Origin of the sequence: Pelovirga terrestris (assembly GCF_014773365.1) — a bacterium.
Taxonomy (GTDB): domain Bacteria; phylum Desulfobacterota; class Desulfuromonadia; order Desulfuromonadales; family Geopsychrobacteraceae; genus Pelovirga; species Pelovirga terrestris.
The window spans coordinates 74,508-91,708 of the sequence record NZ_JACWUN010000005.1 but is presented as its reverse complement, the minus strand read 5'-3'; the positions used below and the strand labels follow the sequence as shown (position 1 = coordinate 91,708).

General features: G+C 53.7%; 15 protein-coding genes. 12 read left to right on the top strand and 3 right to left on the bottom strand.

The genetic code is table 11. From position 1 onward, the window contains the following. The first annotated feature begins 63 nt into the window (after positions 1 to 63). From ICT70_RS05790 to speA, 5 genes are all read left to right on the top strand, one after another. Positions 64 to 1,047: a class II fructose-bisphosphate aldolase gene (locus tag ICT70_RS05790; RefSeq protein ID WP_191154454.1), complete on the top strand. Its 984-nt coding sequence runs from the start codon at positions 64 to 66 to the stop codon at positions 1,045 to 1,047. Between the two features lie 18 nt (positions 1,048 to 1,065). Next, a complete protein-coding gene (gene rfaD, locus ICT70_RS05785; RefSeq protein WP_191154453.1) occupies positions 1,066 to 2,040 on the top strand; it encodes an ADP-glyceromanno-heptose 6-epimerase in 975 nt (324 codons plus the stop codon). Between the two features lie 284 nt (positions 2,041 to 2,324). After that, the gene (locus ICT70_RS05780) at positions 2,325 to 3,521 is read left to right on the top strand and encodes a saccharopine dehydrogenase family protein (RefSeq protein ID WP_191154452.1); all 1,197 of its coding nucleotides are present in this window, start codon (positions 2,325 to 2,327) and stop codon (positions 3,519 to 3,521) included. A gap of 3 nt (positions 3,522 to 3,524) precedes the next feature. Then, entirely contained in the window at positions 3,525 to 4,679 is a 1,155-nt protein-coding gene (gene nspC, locus ICT70_RS05775; protein WP_191154451.1) for a carboxynorspermidine decarboxylase, read from the top strand. Between the two features lie 141 nt (positions 4,680 to 4,820). Next, a complete protein-coding gene (speA, locus tag ICT70_RS05770; protein WP_191154450.1) occupies positions 4,821 to 6,728 on the top strand; it encodes a biosynthetic arginine decarboxylase in 1,908 nt (635 codons plus the stop codon). Positions 6,729 to 6,855: 127 nt separating this feature from the next. Here speA and thiC read toward each other — a convergent pair whose 3' ends face one another. Then, on the bottom strand, positions 6,856 to 8,163 hold the full coding sequence (thiC, locus tag ICT70_RS05765) for a phosphomethylpyrimidine synthase ThiC (RefSeq protein WP_191154627.1): 1,308 nt from the start codon (positions 8,161 to 8,163) through the stop codon (positions 6,856 to 6,858). Between the two features lie 91 nt (positions 8,164 to 8,254). Beyond that, complete coding sequence (gene thiD, locus ICT70_RS05760; protein ID WP_191154449.1) at positions 8,255 to 9,688, bottom strand: bifunctional hydroxymethylpyrimidine kinase/phosphomethylpyrimidine kinase; 1,434 nt, start codon at positions 9,686 to 9,688, stop codon at positions 8,255 to 8,257. Between the two features lie 174 nt (positions 9,689 to 9,862). Between thiD and alr the strand changes: the two genes are divergently transcribed. From alr to ICT70_RS05730, 6 genes are all read left to right on the top strand, one after another. Next, positions 9,863 to 11,053, top strand: coding sequence for an alanine racemase (gene alr / locus ICT70_RS05755; RefSeq protein WP_191154448.1), 1,191 nt, complete (start codon positions 9,863 to 9,865; stop codon positions 11,051 to 11,053). Between the two features lie 157 nt (positions 11,054 to 11,210). Beyond that, positions 11,211 to 12,779, top strand: coding sequence for a bifunctional phosphoribosylaminoimidazolecarboxamide formyltransferase/IMP cyclohydrolase (gene purH / locus ICT70_RS05750; RefSeq protein WP_191154447.1), 1,569 nt, complete (start codon positions 11,211 to 11,213; stop codon positions 12,777 to 12,779). Positions 12,780 to 12,860: 81 nt separating this feature from the next. Then, on the top strand, positions 12,861 to 14,156 hold the full coding sequence (purD, locus tag ICT70_RS05745; RefSeq protein WP_191154446.1) for a phosphoribosylamine--glycine ligase: 1,296 nt from the start codon (positions 12,861 to 12,863) through the stop codon (positions 14,154 to 14,156). Next, a complete protein-coding gene (gene purE, locus ICT70_RS05740) occupies positions 14,153 to 14,677 on the top strand; it encodes a 5-(carboxyamino)imidazole ribonucleotide mutase (protein ID WP_191154445.1) in 525 nt (174 codons plus the stop codon). Before purD ends, purE begins: the two co-directional genes overlap by 4 nt. 107 nt (positions 14,678 to 14,784) lie before the next feature. Then, positions 14,785 to 15,096 (top strand): cytochrome c3 family protein, encoded by a 312-nt coding sequence (locus ICT70_RS05735; protein WP_191154444.1) that lies wholly within the window; start codon positions 14,785 to 14,787, stop codon positions 15,094 to 15,096. Positions 15,097 to 15,250: 154 nt separating this feature from the next. Then, on the top strand, positions 15,251 to 16,018 hold the full coding sequence (locus tag ICT70_RS05730; RefSeq protein WP_191154443.1) for a tRNA1(Val) (adenine(37)-N6)-methyltransferase: 768 nt from the start codon (positions 15,251 to 15,253) through the stop codon (positions 16,016 to 16,018). Here ICT70_RS05730 and ICT70_RS05725 read toward each other — a convergent pair. After that, positions 15,997 to 16,503, bottom strand: coding sequence for a DciA family protein (locus ICT70_RS05725; RefSeq protein WP_191154442.1), 507 nt, complete (start codon positions 16,501 to 16,503; stop codon positions 15,997 to 15,999). The two genes, ICT70_RS05730 and ICT70_RS05725, sit on opposite strands and share 22 nt — an antisense overlap. Positions 16,504 to 16,932: 429 nt before the next feature. On the opposite strand from ICT70_RS05725, the gene ICT70_RS05715 reads away from it, so the two are divergent. Further along, positions 16,933 to 17,187, top strand: coding sequence for a putative Se/S carrier-like protein (locus ICT70_RS05715; RefSeq protein ID WP_191154440.1), 255 nt, complete (start codon positions 16,933 to 16,935; stop codon positions 17,185 to 17,187). Positions 17,188 to 17,201: the final 14 nt, after the last annotated feature.

The following is a 17,201-nucleotide window of genomic DNA, read 5'->3' as shown; positions in this document are numbered from 1 at the left end:
GGGGCGCAGCAGCGACCTTACGACAGCGCCATTAATCCAAACAAAGATGGGGAGGTATCATTCATGGCCGAGGTAGTGAACTACAAAGATCTGGGGCTCGTCAATTCGCGTGAACTGTTTCGCCAGGCCGTTTCCGGCGGTTACGCGATTCCTGCGTATAACTTTAACAATCTTGAGCAGTTGCAGGCGATTATTACAGCTTGTGCTGAAACCAGTTCCCCTGTCATTTTGCAGGTCAGCAAGGGGGCGCGCAGCTACGCCAACGAAACGATGCTCCGTTTTATGGCGATGGGCGCGGTTCGCATGGCGCGGGAGATGGGCTCGGAGATTCCGATTGTTCTGCATCTGGATCATGGTGATTCCTTTGAGACATGCAAAAGCTGTATCGAATCGGGGTTTTCCTCGGTGATGATCGATGGTTCTCATCTGCCCTATGAAGAAAATGTCGCCTTGACGCGCAAGGTGGTTGAATACGCCCATCAGTATGATGTGACCGTCGAAGGGGAACTGGGTGTCCTGGCCGGCATTGAGGATGATGTCGTGGCTGAACATTCCACCTACACCCAGCCGGAAGAGGTGGAAGATTTTGTCAGTAAAACCGGCGTTGACTCTTTGGCTATTTCCATCGGTACCAGCCACGGTGCGTTCAAATTCAAGGTCAAGGAGGGGGAGGAACCACCACCGCTGCGCTTTGATATTCTGGCAGAGTGTGAAAAGCGGATTCCGGGTTTTCCGATTGTTCTACATGGTGCCTCCAGTGTCGTGCAGGAGTATGTCGAATTGATCAATAAATATGGCGGCAAGATGGAAGGAGCCGTTGGTGTATCTGAAGACCAACTGCGGCGAGCTGCAGCAAGTGCGGTATGTAAAATCAATATCGACTCGGATGGTCGCCTGGCCGTGACGGCGAAGATTCGTGAATATTTAGCCAATGACCCGGGCGAGTTTGATCCGCGTAAATACCTGGGTGCGGCACGCAAGGAACTGATCAAACTGATCAAGCATAAGAACGAAGCAGTGCTTGGCAGTGCCGGTCGTGCAAAGTAGGGATAAAAAGGACGGTACATGAGGATAAAATACATTGTGACCGGCGGGGCCGGCTTTATCGGCAGCAACCTGGTGCGTGAACTCAACGCTCGGGGTGAGACCGATATTCTTATTGTCGACACCCTGGGAACCTCAGAGAAGTGGAAAAATCTGGTTGGACTTGTCTATGAAGATTATATTGACAAGACGGAGCTTTTCTCGTTCCTCGATCGGATCTCTCTGGAACAGGTTCAGGCCGTTTTTCATCTTGGTGCCTGCAGTTCCACGACTGAAGTGGATGCCCGTTATCTGGCCGAAAATAACTATCGTTACACTCGCGCTCTGTGTGAGCGCTGTTTAAGTGCCGGGGTGCGTTTTGTTTATGCATCGAGTGCAGCAACCTATGGTGATGGTGATCTGGGCTATTCTGACGACGACAACAAAACGCCCAGCTATTCCCCCTTGAATATGTACGGCTACTCCAAGCACATGTTCGATCTTTGGGCCCTGCGTTCGGGATTGTTAAAAAAAATAGCCGGGCTGAAATATTTCAATGTCTATGGACCCGGCGAAGTTCACAAGGGGGATATGCGTTCGGTGGTCCACAAGTCGTTTGATCAAATAGGTGAGACCGGTAAAGTACAATTGTTCAAATCTCATCGTTCTGATTATCGTGATGGCGAGCAGGTACGCGATTTTCTCTACGTTAAAGATGCGGTCGACATGACCCTCTGGCTGGGAGAACATACCGCAGTGAACGGCTTGTTCAATTGTGGTACCGGCACCCCCCGCACCTGGGTTGATCTGGTGATGGCTGTTTTTAATGCGATGGAGAAAGAGCCCATCATTGAGTATGTCGAGATGCCGCTGCATCTGCGGGGTAAATATCAGTACTATACCTGTGCTGATATGGAAAAAATCTGCAGCTATGGCTATCCGGCAAGGTTTCATACCCTGGAGCAGGGGGTGACGGATTATGTTAATAATTACCTGTTGCCGACGTTGAGAACATAAAGTACAGGTTCCGGGGGTATGCCTGTTGGTTGGATGCTCCATGCGGTTAGATTATTCGATTGATGCTGTTTCGGCACTCGCAGGGGGCTTAACGCCGTTGCGGGTGCCGATTGTTTTCCGGCGGCACCAACTTTTTTATTGACAGTGTTGGGAAGACAGGTACAGTCGAAAACTGTCTTGTTACGTATGTCGCAAGACGTTTGCTCTGGTTGTTTTTGTTCCAACGCTGGCCGGCAGCAAAGCGGCGGTCCTGGTATTGTTTGTTTGGCTGAAAGGAGATGTTGATGAGTAAGGTTTTGATTGTCGGGGCCGGTGGTGTCGGCCGCGTTGTTGTTCATAAATGCGCCCAGCGCAAGGATATTTTTTCCGCTATCACGTTGGCTTCGCGGACTAAATCGAAGTGTGACGAGATTGCCGCGGAAATCAAGGATGTGACGGTTAAAACGGTGCAGGTTGATGCCGATAATGTTCCAGCGCTGGTCGCCCTGATTCAGCAGGAACAGCCGCAACTGTTAATCAATGTTGCCTTGCCCTATCAGGATCTGACCATTATGGACGCCTGTCTCGAAACCGGCGTCGATTATCTCGATACCGCCAATTACGAGCCCCACGAAACGGCAAAATTCGAGTACAGCTGGCAGTGGGCCTACCATGACAGGTTCAAGGAACAAGGGGTGATGGCACTGCTGGGGAGCGGTTTCGATCCCGGTGTGACCAATGTTTTCACTGCTCTGGCAGCGAAGAAATATCTCGATGTGATTGAGGAACTCGATATCATCGATGCCAACGCCGGCAACCACGGTCAGCCCTTTGCGACCAATTTCAACCCGGAAATCAACATCCGTGAGATTACCGCCACCTGTCGCCATTGGGAAAACGGTCAGTGGGTCGAGTCTGCGCCGCTGACAACCAAACGCGTTTTTGATTTCCCTGAAGGGATCGGGCCGATGAACATCTATCGGCTTTATCACGAAGAGATGGAATCACTGGTCAAGCACATCCCGACCATCAAAAAAGCCCAATTCTGGATGACCTTTTCCGACAATTACCTTAAACATCTGGAGGTTTTGCAGAATGTCGGTATGACGCGCATCGATGAGGTCGAATTCCAGGGGCAGAAGATTGTCCCGATCCAGTTTTTGAAGGCGCTGTTGCCCGATCCGGCCAGCCTCGGCCCCCTGACCAAAGGGAAAACCTGTATCGGCGTGATTGCCCGTGGCACCAAGGACGGCCAGCGCAAGCAGGTCTACATCTACAACATCTGTGATCACGAGGCCTGCTACCAGGAAACCAACTCCCAGGCGATCAGCTATACCACCGGGGTGCCGGCGGTCGTTGGTGGCATCATGATGGTGACCGGTCAATGGCACGCACCCGGCGTCTGGAACATGGAGCAGTTTGACCCGGAGGTTTTCCTCGCCGAGCTTGGCCCGATGGGGTTGCCGCACAGGGTTGTTGAAGGTGAGTGGCCGGAGCTGTAGCAGGTGATAGATATCGACATTCCTAACATCCTGAAGCTGGCGCCATCGCCGGCTTATGTCCTTGATCTGGGGCGCTTGCGCCATAATCTCGCCATTCTTGCTGACGTGCAGCAGCGCAGCGGTGCAAAGATTCTCTTTGCCTTGAAGGCCTTTTCCTTCTGGCCGGTGTTCCCCCTGATTGCCCAGACCCTGAAAGGGGTCTGTGCCAGTTCACCGTGGGAGGCGCGGCTTGGGCGTGAGGAGTTCGGCGGTGAGGTCCATTCCTTCTCCGCTGCCTTCAAGGAGGCGGATGTTGAGGACCTGCTCACCCTCTCCGACCACCTGGTGTTTAACTCCTTTGCCCAACTGGAGCGCTTTCGTCCGCTGTTGGCGAAAGCCAACGGGCGCGTTTCCATCGGTCTGCGCGTTAATCCGCAGCATTCGGAAGGGGCGGTGCCGCTCTATGACCCCTGTGCGCCCAAATCGCGCTTGGGGATACCACGGGTTGAATTTGACGGCCGCTCCCTTGAGGGCGTTGATGGCCTGCATTTTCACACCCTGTGTGAGCAGTTGTTCGAGCCGCTGGCACGCACCGCCGCAGTGTTTGAAGAAAAGTTCGGCGAGTTTCTGCCGCAAATGAAGTGGGTCAATTTTGGTGGTGGTCATCATATTACCCGTGAGGGGTATGATATTGACGGGCTGATCAAGCTGATCCGGCACTTTCAGGACAAGTACGGCGTGGCGGTGTACCTCGAACCGGGAGAGGCCGTCGTCATCGGCACCGGTCTGCTGGTCGGGGAGGTCCTCGATCTGGTGCGCAACGAGGTCGATAATGCGATCCTCGATGTGTCGGCGACCTGCCATATGCCGGACGTACTGGAAATGCCTTACCGCCCGGAAATCTATGGTGCCGGAGCGCCTCAGGAAAAGCCTTTCACCTATCGTCTCGGGGGACCTTCCTGCCTGGCTGGGGATGTGGTCGGCGACTGGTCGTTTGATCAGCCCCTGAGTGTCGGCAGTCGCCTGGCGTTTGAGGACATGGCCCATTACACCACGGTCAAGACCACCACGTTCAACGGAATTCAGCACCCGCATCTGTGTACCTATGAGCCGGATACGGGTAAATTGACAGTGGTGAGGCGTTTTGATTATTCAGATTTCAGAAGTCGACTCGGTTGATCGGCGCCCTGGGTGTTCACTATTAATTGAACGTTGGATGGGATCGGACATCGTAGCGCTGGTTGCCGATTTTGTTGATGACAACGCTCCGCCTCTGAATTTCTTCAGTGGCGAATATCTCAATGATGAAAGGTTCCGTTCATGGAAAAATGGAGCACTGCTAGTTCCGACAAACTCTATAACTTAAGCAACTGGGGGGCTGACCTTTTTTCCATCAATCGTAAAGGGAATGTCTGTGTTCATCCTTCACCAAATTCGAAATATTCTATCGATCTGCGAGTGTTGATTGACGATCTGATCAAGCGCAAAATCAAGCCGCCGATTTTGCTGCGCTTTATGGATATTCTTGAGGGGCGTATCTCTGCTATCAATCGAGCCTTCAAGGGCGCCATCAGCGACAATGAATATCCGGCGCAGTACCGTACCTTTTACCCGATCAAAGTCAATCAGCAACGTCAGGTCGTCGAAGCGATTACCGAGTTTGGCAAACGCTATAATATCGGCCTTGAGGTCGGCTCCAAACCGGAACTGCTGATTGCTATATCCTTTGCCACCGGCAAGGATATTCCCATTATTTGTAACGGCTATAAAGATAAAGCTTTTATTGAAACGGTTCTTTATGCGACCCGTCTTGGCTACGATATAACGATTGTGGTTGAGAAACTGTTCGAGCTTGAGAAAATTATTGCCCTTGCGCGTGAGATTGGGATCAGTCCGAAGCTTGGTGTTCGGGTGAAACTGTCATCAAAGGGGACTGGTAAATGGGCGACATCCGGCGGCGATGGTGCCAAGTTTGGCTTGCGGATCTCTGAAATCATGACGGCCATCGAGTTGTTGCGTGAAGAACATATGCTCGAGTGTTTGAACCTTCTCCACTTTCATATCGGCAGCCAGATTACTAAAATCGACAAGATTAAATCTGCCCTGATTGAAGGGACACGGGTCTATGCCGAGATGTGCAAGCTTGGCGTCAACCTCGAGTACGTAGATATTGGTGGTGGCCTTGGGGTTGATTACGATGGGAGTAAGTCGAGCTATTTTTCCAGTGTCAATTACTCCGTTGAGGAATACGCCAACGATGTTGTCTATCAGATAAAAAATATCTGTGATGAAGTCGGGGTCAGTTGTCCCAATATCATCTCCGAGTCAGGTCGGGCGATTGTTGCCCATTATTCGGTGTTGGTGACCAATGTCTTGGACACGAGTGCCCAAAGTCTGACGCCGGATTTTGAAGAGGTGCTGGACTCGACAGAAACGCTCGCACCAACGGTCAAAAAATTGGTCGATATCTACAAGAGCATCGATCGCCATTCGTTGCGTGAGGATTACCACGACACCTTGCAACTGATTCAGGAGGCGGTCAGTCTCTTTAATCTTGGCTATCTCAATCTCCATGACCGCGCGGTTGCCGAATGGTTGTGCTTCAAGATTTTTCAGAAGATTAACAGTATCGTTGAACGCTTGAAACTGGTACCCGAGGAACTGCAGAATTTTCAATTGTCGTTGCGCCAGACCTGTTTTGCCAATTTTTCCCTGTTTCAGTCGATTCCCGATTCCTGGGCGATCGATCAGCTGTTTCCGATCATGCCGATTCAGCGGTTGCAGCAGAAGCCCGAGATCAACGCTTCGATTGCCGATATTACCTGCGACTCCGATGGTGAAATTACCAGCTTTGTCGGGGAAAACGGACGCACCAAGTTTCTGCCATTGCACCGGGTTAAAAAAAATGAGGATTATTTTATCGGCTTCTTCCTGATCGGAGCCTATCAGGAAATTCTTGGTGATATGCACAATCTGTTCGGTGATACCAATGCCGTGCACGTGACCTTTAATCGCAAAACCGGCTACAAGATCGATACCGTCATCAGCGGCGATGCGGTATGGGAAAGTCTCAAATATGTTCAGTACAAGGGGCCGGAAATCCTCAAGCATGTGCGCGATACCCTGGAAAAAAGTGTCGCGTCACGCAAGATCAGTATTGAGCAGAGCAGTCATTTCATTGAACTGCTCGACCGCACCCTGGTGTCCTATACCTACATGGGGGAATAAGACAACCCGCCGTGAGGAACGAGAAGGTGTCTCTGCCGTGTGAGGAGTATTTTTTATCCCTATAAACAAAAAAGCCCGTATTACGCGGGCTTTTTTTATGGACGGTGCAGGGTTGTGACGGTCGCTGTTAACTCGCGGCTTTCTCCCGTTTTCTCTCGTTCATCACCTTGTAGGCGCACAGGGCGCCGCACATGGTACAGGCACCGTGACTTTCATCCACGCCCGACTCCTTGCGGATACGGCGGGCTTTGGCCGGGTCGATGGCGACCGAGAACTGTCCTTCCCAGTCGAGATTTTTGCGAAAGCGGGCCATGGCATTGTCTTTTTCTATCGCTCCCGGAATTTTTTTGACGATATCGGCAGCGTGGGCGGCAATGCGCACCGCCATGACACCTTCATGGACATCTTCAACCGTGGGTAAACGCAGATGTTCGCTGGGGGTGACGTAACAGAGAAAGTCGGCACCGGCAGCGCCGGCAACAGTACCACCGATGGCGGCAGTGATATGATCATAGCCGGGGGCAATATCGGTTACCAGCGGGCCAAGCACATAAAAGGGCGCACCGTGGCAAAGACGCTTCTGCAGCTTGATGTTGGCCTCAATCTGATCGAGGGGCACGTGACCGGGACCTTCGATCATGACCTGGATGCCGGCCTCCTGGGCGCGCTGGGTCAGTTCACCAAGAATAATCAGCTCCTGGACCTGGGCACGGTCGGTGGCGTCGGCCAGACAACCGGGGCGAAAACCGTCACCGAGGGACAGCACCGCATCATAGGGGCGTACCAGTTCGAGCAGCCGATCGTAGAATTCAAATAAGGGATTTTCGGCGTTGTTGTGGAGCATCCACTCAACGGTAAAGGACCCTCCGCGGGACACAACTTCAAGCAAACGTCCTTCACGTTCCATGCGGGCGACCGTGTCCCGGATAACGCCACAGTGGACAGTGATAAAATCGACGCCATCGTCCAGGTGTTTTTTGACCCCGTCAAAAATATCGTCAACTGTCATGTCGACGATCGGCTTGCCCTGACGCAGCACGGCATCACAGGCGGCCTGATAGAGGGGGACGCTGCCGATGCAGAGGTCGGTTTCGGCAATAATCGCAGCCCGGATGTCATCAATCGGGCCACCGGTTGAAAGATCCATCAGGGCATCTGCGCCGGCCGCAGCGGCCACCTTGGCCTTTTCCAGCTCTTTGTCAATACTGGTGTCGTCGCCACTGGTGCCGATGTTGGCGTTGGTTTTGGTACGCAATCCTTCACCGACAGCCAGGGGACGGGCGTTGAGGTGTTTGTTGTTGCGACAGATCACTGCCGTGCCGGCAGCGATCTTCTGCCGCAGAATTTCGGGGTCAATGTTTTCTGCGGCGGCGGCTTCGCGAACAAGATCGCTGATTTGACCTTGTCGTGCCATCTCCAGTTGAGTCATGAATATCGTCCTTGAAAGGGTAAAAAAAGCGCGACCACAATAAATGGGAAGTCGCGCTGTTTGGTTAACAGATGCAGTACAGGCACACCCAGGCAGTTTAATCCATCGGTGCCTTTTCATGCAAGAGTTGCATCGCCGCATGGAAGTGATTAATCGGTCCATGACCGTGGCCGATAGGAACAGCGTGCTCAATGGCAATACTGATAAAGCGTTTGGCCCGTTCAACGGCTTGCTTGAGGGGATAGCCCTGTGCCAGGAAGGTGGCAATGGCAGCAGCCAGGGAGCAACCGGTGCCGTGGGTGTTGGGACTGTCGATGCGCGGAGCGGTGATCAGATGTTCCTCTTCATCCAGCAGCAGCACATCGGTAGCATCCCCTTGCTCAAGGTGCCCCCCTTTAATCAGGACATTGCGGGCGCCGAGCATTTGCAGATTGCGACCGGCCTCGATCATTTCTTCGCTATTGCGGGGATTGATTCCGGTAATGGCGGCAACTTCCGGCAGGTTGGGGGTTAACAGGTAGGCCTGGGGTAATAACCGTGAAATTAGGCTGTCGAGGGCGACATCGTCAAGCAGGCTGGCGCCCCCTTTAGCCACCATGACCGGATCAACAACCGCCAGCAGTGCGCGTTCTTCGATGATTTGGGCAATGCGCCAGACACTCCCCCCCCAATTGAGCATGCCGGTTTTAATGGTATCGGTGCCGATATCATCAAGGACGGCATCAAGCTGCTGTTCGACAAAGTTGGTGTGAATACTGTAGACCTCTTTGACCCCAAGGGTGTTCTGCGCGGTCAGGGCGGTCAGTACGCTGGTAGCATAGCTGCCCAGCAGGGTGATGGTTTTGATGTCGGCCTGGATCCCGGCCCCGCCGCCGGAGTCGGACCCGGCAATGGTCATGACTTTGCCTTTAGGCAAGGGCAGATGACGGTTAAACAGCAGGGCGAATTCCCGTGCTGCACGTCCCGGATCATCATCGGCCATCACACCCGAAATAACCGCGATCGCATCGGCTCCGGCGTCGATAGCTGACGACGCGCGTTCAGGCGTCATGCCGCCAATGGCAACCAGCGGAATGAGCACCGCTTTACGCACCATGCTTAAGCTTTTGAGCCCAACCAGGGTAATATCTTTTTTCGTGCTGGTTGGAAAAACACTGCCAAAAGCGATATAGTCAGCGCCCTGGGCTTCAGCTTTAAGGGCTTCGTCAACACTATGGGTGGAAATGCCGATCAGTTTATTGCGGCCGATGATCTGGCGCGCCTGAACCACGGACATGTCATCCTGTCCAAGGTGGACCCCATCAGCATCGATATCGCGTGCCAGTTCAGGGAAATCATTGATGATCAACAGGGCCTGGTGTTCACGGCACAGGGTCTGCAATTGGGTGGCAATGGCACGGCGTTCGTTGACGTCGATATCTTTAGCGCGGTACTGGATAATGCGAGCACCACCGGTCAGGGCTTTTTTGACTTTGGTTAGGATGTAGCCGTCACGATTGTCGTCAGTAATCAGGTAGAGGCCGGAAATCATCGATAATATTCCTTTGCACCTGGCTTGCTGGGGGATGTTGCTAGGGCATGTTTTTTGTTATATGAAAAGAAGGTAGCTATGACACAATATGCAACACTAGCAGCTGTAAACCTTGGTGTCAATTAATCTGTTGCCGTGGTTTTTAACGGTGGATAAAAAAGGCTTTATACTCCGATGACTGGTCCAGCAAAAAACGCTACCGGTAATGGGTTGCCTGGTCGACAAAATCGGTCAGTTAACACGTTCGGCCGCCCGACCTGGGCCGATATTGATCTGCGGGCCCTGCACCATAACCTTGGCCAGATCGATAACTTGCTTCACCCGGGGCAGCGGGTGATGGCGGTGGTTAAAGCTGATGCCTATGGTCATGGTGCGGTGCCGGTCAGCAGGGAATTGGTCGGCGCCGGAATCAGCGATTTTGCAGTGGCCACTCTGGAGGAAGCCCAGGCACTGCGTTGTGCTGGAATTGACGCGAACCTGCTGGTTCTGGGTGGGTGCTTCCCCGGGCAGGAGGAGGGTTTTATCCGTGATGGATTGATGCCCGCCCTGCTTGATCTTGAAACCGCCGAGCGACTGAACGCCGCTGCGTCTTTGCGCCGGCAACAGATCAGGGTCCATCTTAAAATTGATAGCGGAATGGGGCGGGTCGGTTTCACCCCGGAGCAGTTGCAAGCAGCCCTGCCACGCTTGAAAAACATGCCGGGGCTGGTTGTTCAAGGGCTGATGTCGCACCTTGCCTGTGCCGATGAGCGTGACTCTGTGGTTTCAGTGGCGCAGCTACAACTCTTTAGCGACATGATTGCTCTGGTGCGGGCTAGCGGGATCAATCCGGTTGACTTTCATCTGTCTAACAGCGCCGGCATAGCCGGCCGGTATGGCCCTGAGTGTACCCTGGTTCGCCCGGGCATCATGCTCTACGGGGGCCTGCCGGGGGATGACTTTGCCCAGGACCTCGACCTGCGCCCGGTGATGCATTTGCGCAGCTGCGTCGCCCAGTTGCGCAAGCTGCCGGCCGGTAGCGGGATTTCCTACGGCCATCAATATCGTGCAACCGAGCCTATTCAGGTGGCGGTGTTGCCGATTGGTTATGCTGATGGTTATAACCGCTTGCTGAGCAATCGGGGGCAGGGTATTGTCCGTGGCTGTCTGGTGCCGGTGGTGGGGAGGGTCTGTATGGACTGGATTATGCTTGATGTGAGTACTGTCGCCGATGTCGCTATCGGTGATCCTGTCACCTTGCTGGGCAGTTCGCAGGGAATAACTATCAGCGGCGACGCTATGGCGGCACAACTGGGTACTATCTCCTATGAGGTTTTTTGCCGCATCAGCGCCAGGGTGCCACGCCGCTACCTGCCTTGCGCCTGAAATCGGTTGTCACTAAGCGTCCAACCATGTTAATAAATCGTCCTTTCTGCACTGAGCCTGGGTGCAGCTAACAGCGACACTTATGCTGCAGAACCCTTTTGCTGATATGAACGTTATTTCACCTTTACCCAATAGAACAACAGAGAAAGGAACCAGGATGGCTGTCATCAAGCGTGCACTTATATCGGTATCTGATAAGACCGGGGTTGTCGATCTGGCCCGAACCCTCAGTAGCGACTACGGGGTGGCGATCCTCTCTACCGGGGGCACTGCCGGTCTGCTGCGTGAAGCCCGGATTCCGGTGACAGATGTGTCTGAATATACCGGTTTTCCCGAAATGATGAACGGTCGGGTCAAGACCCTGCACCCCAAGGTTCATGGCGCGCTTCTCGGTTTGCGCGATCATCCCGAACATGTTGCTGCGATGCAGCAGCATGCCATTGAAGCGATCGATCTGGTGGTTGTCAATCTTTACCCTTTTGAAGCGACAGTAGCACGCCCGGACTGCCGTCTTGAGGATGCCATCGAAAATATCGATATCGGTGGCCCGAGTATGCTGCGCAGTGCCGCTAAAAATAACCGCTCAGTTACCGTTCTGGTTGACCCGGCAGATTACTCAACGGTGCTGGACGAGTTGAAGTCGCATGCTGGAGCGGTGTCTGAGCAGACAAATTTCCGTCTGGCCGCCAAGGCATATCAGCATACCGCGGCCTACGATGGTGCCATCTCCAACTGGCTTGGCCAGCGTACCAGTGGCGAGGTGACTGCCTTCCCGGTCAGTTTGACCCTCCAATATCAGCATAGTCAGGCAATGCGTTATGGCGAAAATCCCCATCAGAAGGCAGCCTTTTACGTCGAAAAGGGGTTCAGCGAAGCTTCCGTGGCGACGGCCAGACAGTTGCAGGGTAAAGAGCTCTCTTACAACAATATTGCTGATACCGACGCTGCCCTGGAGTGCGTCAAGCAGTTTGACGGCACCCCGGCCTGCGTTATTGTCAAGCATGCTAATCCTTGTGGGGTGGCAATTGGCGATAGCCTGCTGGAGGCCTATCGCAAGGCGTTTTCCACCGACCCGGAGTCAGCCTTCGGCGGTATTATTGCGGTGAATGGCGAGCTGGATGCCGAAACCGCAAAGGCTATTGTCGATAATCAGTTTGTTGAGGTGATTATCGCGCCGCAGGTTGCCGCAGGGGCGGTAACTGTTGTTGCTGCTAAAAAAAATGTCCGTCTGCTTGAGTGTGGCCAGTGGCCGGCAGACAGCCCCGCACGCGTTGACTGCAAAAAGGTGCATGGCGGTCTGCTGGTGCAGGACGCCGATGTGCAGCTCAGCACCGAACTGAAGGTGGTGACCCGCCGGCAGCCGACCGCGGAAGAGATGAGAAACCTCGACTTCGCCTGGCGGGTGGCTAAATATGTGAAGTCCAATGCCATCGTCTACGGTAAGGACGGCATGACCATCGGTGTGGGTGCCGGACAGATGAGCCGCGTGAATTCAGCGCGTATTGCAGCCATCAAGGCTGAGCACGCCGGTTTGAGCGTCAGTGGTTCGGCCATGGCTTCCGATGCCTTTTTCCCGTTCCGTGATGGGATCGATAATGCCGCTGCCGTTGGTGTGACAGCGGTGATTCAGCCCGGTGGGTCCATCCGCGATGAAGAGGTGATCGCCGCTGCCGACGAACACGGCATAGCGATGGTGTTTACCGGGATGCGCCATTTTCGCCACTAGCAGAGGGGCGATTCGCCAATCACCCCTTGGGCTGCAGATAGATTGTCGCTCCGCGGGCATAGCTGAAAGGAAGAAAAAACCATGAACATTCTGGTCGTCGGTGGTGGCGGGCGTGAGCACGCCCTGGTCTGGAAGATTGCCCAGTCTCCTCTGGTTGAGAAGATCTACTGTGCGCCTGGTAATCCCGGTATCGCCCAGTTGGCCGACTGCGTTCATATCGATGCCGATGATATTGAGGGCCTGTGTGAGTTTGCCCAAGCCGAGCAGATTGATCTCACCGTTGTCGGCCCCGAGATTCCTCTGACCCTAGGAATTGTCGATCATTTTCAGGCCGCCGGACTGGCAATTTTTGGTCCTACCCAAAAAGCTGCGCAGATTGAGGGGAGCAAGCGGTTTTCCAAGGAGTTGATGGAGCGGTACCAGATCCCCACGGCAGCCTATCGCAGTTTTACTGATCATGGCGAAGCGGTCGCTTATGTCAAAGCCCAAGGGACGCCGATTGTCATCAAGGCCAATGGCCTGGCGGCGGGCAAGGGGGTGGTCGTTGCCATGGACGAAGAACAGGCCCTGGCTGCCCTGGATGATATGATGTTGGGGCAAGTTTTCGGTGATGCCGGTAGGTGCATTGTCATTGAAGAGTTTATGGCCGGTGAAGAAGCCTCTTTTTTTGCTTTTACCGATGGTACGTCGATCCTGCCCCTGGCATCATCCCAGGACCACAAACGAGTCTATGATCAGGATCAGGGCCCCAATACCGGTGGCATGGGAGCCTATTCTCCGGCACCGGTGGTTACCGCCGAGCTCCATCAGGAGATTGTTGATACGATTGTCCGGCCGACGATTGTCGGAATGGCCAACGATGGTTGCCCTTACAGCGGGATTCTTTACGTCGGCTTGATGATCAAGGATGGTAGGCCACGAGTGGTGGAGTACAACGCTCGTTTTGGTGATCCTGAAGCACAGCCGCTGCTGATGCGCATGAAGTCTGATATGGTGCCGATACTCAAAGCCTGTGCCATGGGTGAACTCAGCGACCAAACAATCGAGTGGCATGACAAAGCGGCGGTTTGTGTGGTGATGGCCAGTGGTGGGTACCCGGCTGACTATGCCAAGGGGTTGCCCCTTACTGGTCTCGAGGACGCTGCAGCCCTGGAAGATGTTATGGTCTTTCATGCCGGCACCGCTCTGGAACAGGGGAAAATTGTCAATCGTGGTGGCCGGGTATTAGGGGTTACCGGTTTGGGATCCACCGTCGCCGAGGCGATCAGTAACGCCTATCGGGCGGTGGAAAAAATTCATTGGGACAAGGTTCATTATCGCCGGGATATTGGTGCCCGGGCGTTGCAGCATGCAGCGAGTGCAGGAGAAAAGAAATGAATGATAACAAACCGTTAGTTGGGATTCTGATGGGCAGCGACAATGACTATGAGGTGATGGCAGAGACCGGACGGGCGCTCAAGCAATTTGATATCCCCTTTGAGATGATTGTTTCGAGTGCCCATCGTACCCCTGAACGAACCGCCGACTATGTGCGTAGCGCACGTGAGCGTGGCCTCCGGGTCCTGATCGCCGGTGCCGGGGCTGCCGCTCACCTGGCCGGTGTGGTCGCTGCAGAAACCACTTTGCCGGTGATCGCGGTGCCGATTGACGCCACCTCGTTGCGCGGTCTTGACGCTTTGCTGGCGATGGTTCAGATGCCGGCTGGTATTCCAGTGGCTACCATGGCAATAGGCCCTGCCGGCGCCCGCAACGCCGGATTGTTTGCTGTGCGCATGCTGGCGACCACGGATTCCCGTCTGGAGCACAAACTGGATGAGTTCAGGCAGGAAATGGCTGACGGTGTTGTTAGGAAATCTGAAAAATTGCAGGAAAGGTTGCAGGCAGACGGCCTCGATTAGTGGACACTGTATACAATTTTGTTGACATTTAAGGGATGTCGTACTAATTTAACGACTCCCAGTTTTTTTGTCATTGGTAATTAATCTTTTGTCAGGAGGAGTAAAAAATGAAGAAGCTTGTTGTATTGCTGGCTGTGTTTGCTGTCGTTGGTATTGCCATGTATGCCATTGCTGCACCGGATCAAGTTGTATTTGAAGCCAAGAATGGCAATGTCACTTTTGAACATGCCAAGCATGCTGGTGCCGATTGCATCACCTGTCACCATGAAGGTTCCAACGATGCTTCCTGCCGCAGCTGTCACGATGGCACCGCCGCTTCCTCAACCAAGGCACCTCGCGGTGAGTTCCACACCTTCTGTATCGACTGTCACAAAGGGGCCGGCATGAAGGGGACCTGTAACGAGTGTCACAAGCGCTAAAAAACTGTTAATCCGGTTTTAACAGCTAAAAAATGAATGATAACGAACGCCAGCCCGGTTGAACCGGGGTGGCGTTCGTTGTTTTTGCTTGATGCGCAACAACGATTCATCTGCTGTATTATCCCGCCGCTGAATAGGCCCTGTGTAGGTGTCCATGAGCAACAGCGAAACCCTTGATCAATTGATGCCTGGAAATCTGCAGCTCTGGCAGGCAAAAGAAGGTCATCGCTACTCCATCGATGCGGTTCTGTTGGCGCGTTTTGTTCGCCTGGGAACCTGTCGGCAACTTGCTGATCTGGGTACGGGAAACGCCGTATTACCATTATTACTGGCGTCGTTGACGGGAGACGCTCATATTTGTGGTTTTGAACTGCAGCAGGAAATGGTCGCGCGGGCCCGGCGCAATGTCGAGTTGAATGGTCTGGCTGAACGCATCAGCATTTGTGCCACGGATATCCGTAATATCAGGGACATATGGGAGCCGGGAGCGATGGATCTGGTTGTCAGTAACCCTCCTTACCGGGCGCCAATCAGTGGCCGTGTTGCACCCAACGATGAGCGGGCTCATGCCCGTCACGAATTGGCCGGGACGATTGATGACTTTGCTCTGGCAGCGGCCTGGTTACTGAAAAACGGTGGTCGTTTTGCGGTAGTGTATCTGGTCGAGCGTCTTAATCAACTGTTTATTGCCATGACTCGGGCAGGGTTAGAGCCCAAGCGCCTGAGAATGATTCATGCGACAGCCCACAGCGCTGCCAGGCTGGTTCTGGTTGAGGGGATTAAGGGCGGGCGGCCCGGACTGCAGGTTGAGAAACCACTGGTTCTTTATGAGAGCTGTCAGGCCGAACGGCGCTATACCGAAGAGGTTGAGCAGATGTATGGTAATGACGGGGCGGAAGGTCAGCGATCGTGTTTTTTGTGAAGTTTTGCCTGCAGGCTGAAAAATCTGCGTAGTTCTCCTTGCAATTCCGGATTCTCAATGTTCTTGACCAGGTGATCAATGTGAGAACGCTCTGCCGCACTAAGCTTGATATCCTCGAGGGGTGGTGCTTTTTGTGGTGCTGTCCTGGGTTGACCGGTGGTTGGGGGGTGTCCGGTTTTGCGCAGGTAGAGTTCAGTAATGCCGGCCTTTGGTATCTGCTGCTGGATCTTGGCAAGGATCTGGGTTTTCATCATTTGTAACTGCTGCATCCAGACCGGATGATCGACCGCTATTTCCAAAACCCCTTTGCGTAAGCGTAACGGCCTTGCCCGTGCGGCTATTTGACGACCGACAATCTTATCCCATACCAGCCACGCCTGGTGACGAGTAATCTGCTCTCCAAGGCCCGGTTTGGCAAGTATTTCCTTGAGCAGGGCATTAACGCTTTGGGCTTGTTGAAGCCGAGGGCGCTTGCTGCTTGTCATGAATGTGCCCGTCGGTACGTCCAGCCGCCGAGAAGTTGACCGATAAATGCGCAGACCAGAGTGACAGGGATCCAGTGCCAGCTGAATCCATAAAATTGACGGACAACCACCAATAAAGGGATGGAGGCATGGATGTAGATGATCCAGCGCAGAGAATACTTAATTGCGGATTCGCGCAGATAGCCCAGGGGGAGGTTGCTGGCGAATGCAATGCAAAGAAGTATGATCAGTGGTAGCGTCTGGTGGTCCGGTAGCAAAAGTACTCCCTCTGAGATCTTTTGTGCATAGATATGCTCAAATTTACTGCACGCTTCAGGGTGTTGTCAATTGATCAAGGAGGGCGGTCAATTGCTTCTTGCACCGCCGTGACAATCATGGCACTATGCGCGACCGGATGGGGGGTGTCAATCATCAATTTAAAGGGGTACCGTGGTTAAGGAAGGTGATTGGGTTGCAGTTTTTCATTCGGTTCACCGGGTGCTTAAGGCTGAGCAGGTATTAAAGGAAGCAGGAATCGCGTTCACCCTGATTCCGGCTCCACGACAATTCAGCGCAGATTGTGGCCTGGCTTTGTGTTTTGCCCCGGATGTGCACGCGCGTATCAGCGCAACCCTTGAGGGCGCCGGCGTTAGTATCGCCGAACTCTGGGCGATGCAAGCAGGCAAGTATGTGCGGATTGTCTAAGTCCTCCTGTGGTC

Excerpts from the sequence above, each read along its gene's own strand:
- ICT70_RS05790 (WP_191154454.1), top strand. The coding sequence starts at position 64 with ATGGCCGAGGTAGTGAACTACAAAGATCTGGGGCTCGTCAATTCGCGT.
- rfaD (WP_191154453.1), top strand. The coding sequence starts at position 1,066 with ATGAGGATAAAATACATTGTGACCGGCGGGGCCGGCTTTATCGGCAGC.
- ICT70_RS05780 (WP_191154452.1), top strand. The coding sequence starts at position 2,325 with ATGAGTAAGGTTTTGATTGTCGGGGCCGGTGGTGTCGGCCGCGTTGTT.
- speA (WP_191154450.1), top strand. The coding sequence starts at position 4,821 with ATGGAAAAATGGAGCACTGCTAGTTCCGACAAACTCTATAACTTAAGC.
- thiD (WP_191154449.1), bottom strand. The coding sequence starts at position 9,688 with ATGATTTCCGGCCTCTACCTGATTACTGACGACAATCGTGACGGCTAC.
- alr (WP_191154448.1), top strand. The coding sequence starts at position 9,863 with ATGACTGGTCCAGCAAAAAACGCTACCGGTAATGGGTTGCCTGGTCGA.
- purH (WP_191154447.1), top strand. The coding sequence starts at position 11,211 with ATGGCTGTCATCAAGCGTGCACTTATATCGGTATCTGATAAGACCGGG.
- purD (WP_191154446.1), top strand. The coding sequence starts at position 12,861 with ATGAACATTCTGGTCGTCGGTGGTGGCGGGCGTGAGCACGCCCTGGTC.
- purE (WP_191154445.1), top strand. The coding sequence starts at position 14,153 with ATGAATGATAACAAACCGTTAGTTGGGATTCTGATGGGCAGCGACAAT.
- ICT70_RS05735 (WP_191154444.1), top strand. The coding sequence starts at position 14,785 with ATGAAGAAGCTTGTTGTATTGCTGGCTGTGTTTGCTGTCGTTGGTATT.
- ICT70_RS05730 (WP_191154443.1), top strand. The coding sequence starts at position 15,251 with ATGAGCAACAGCGAAACCCTTGATCAATTGATGCCTGGAAATCTGCAG.
- ICT70_RS05725 (WP_191154442.1), bottom strand. The coding sequence starts at position 16,503 with ATGACAAGCAGCAAGCGCCCTCGGCTTCAACAAGCCCAAAGCGTTAAT.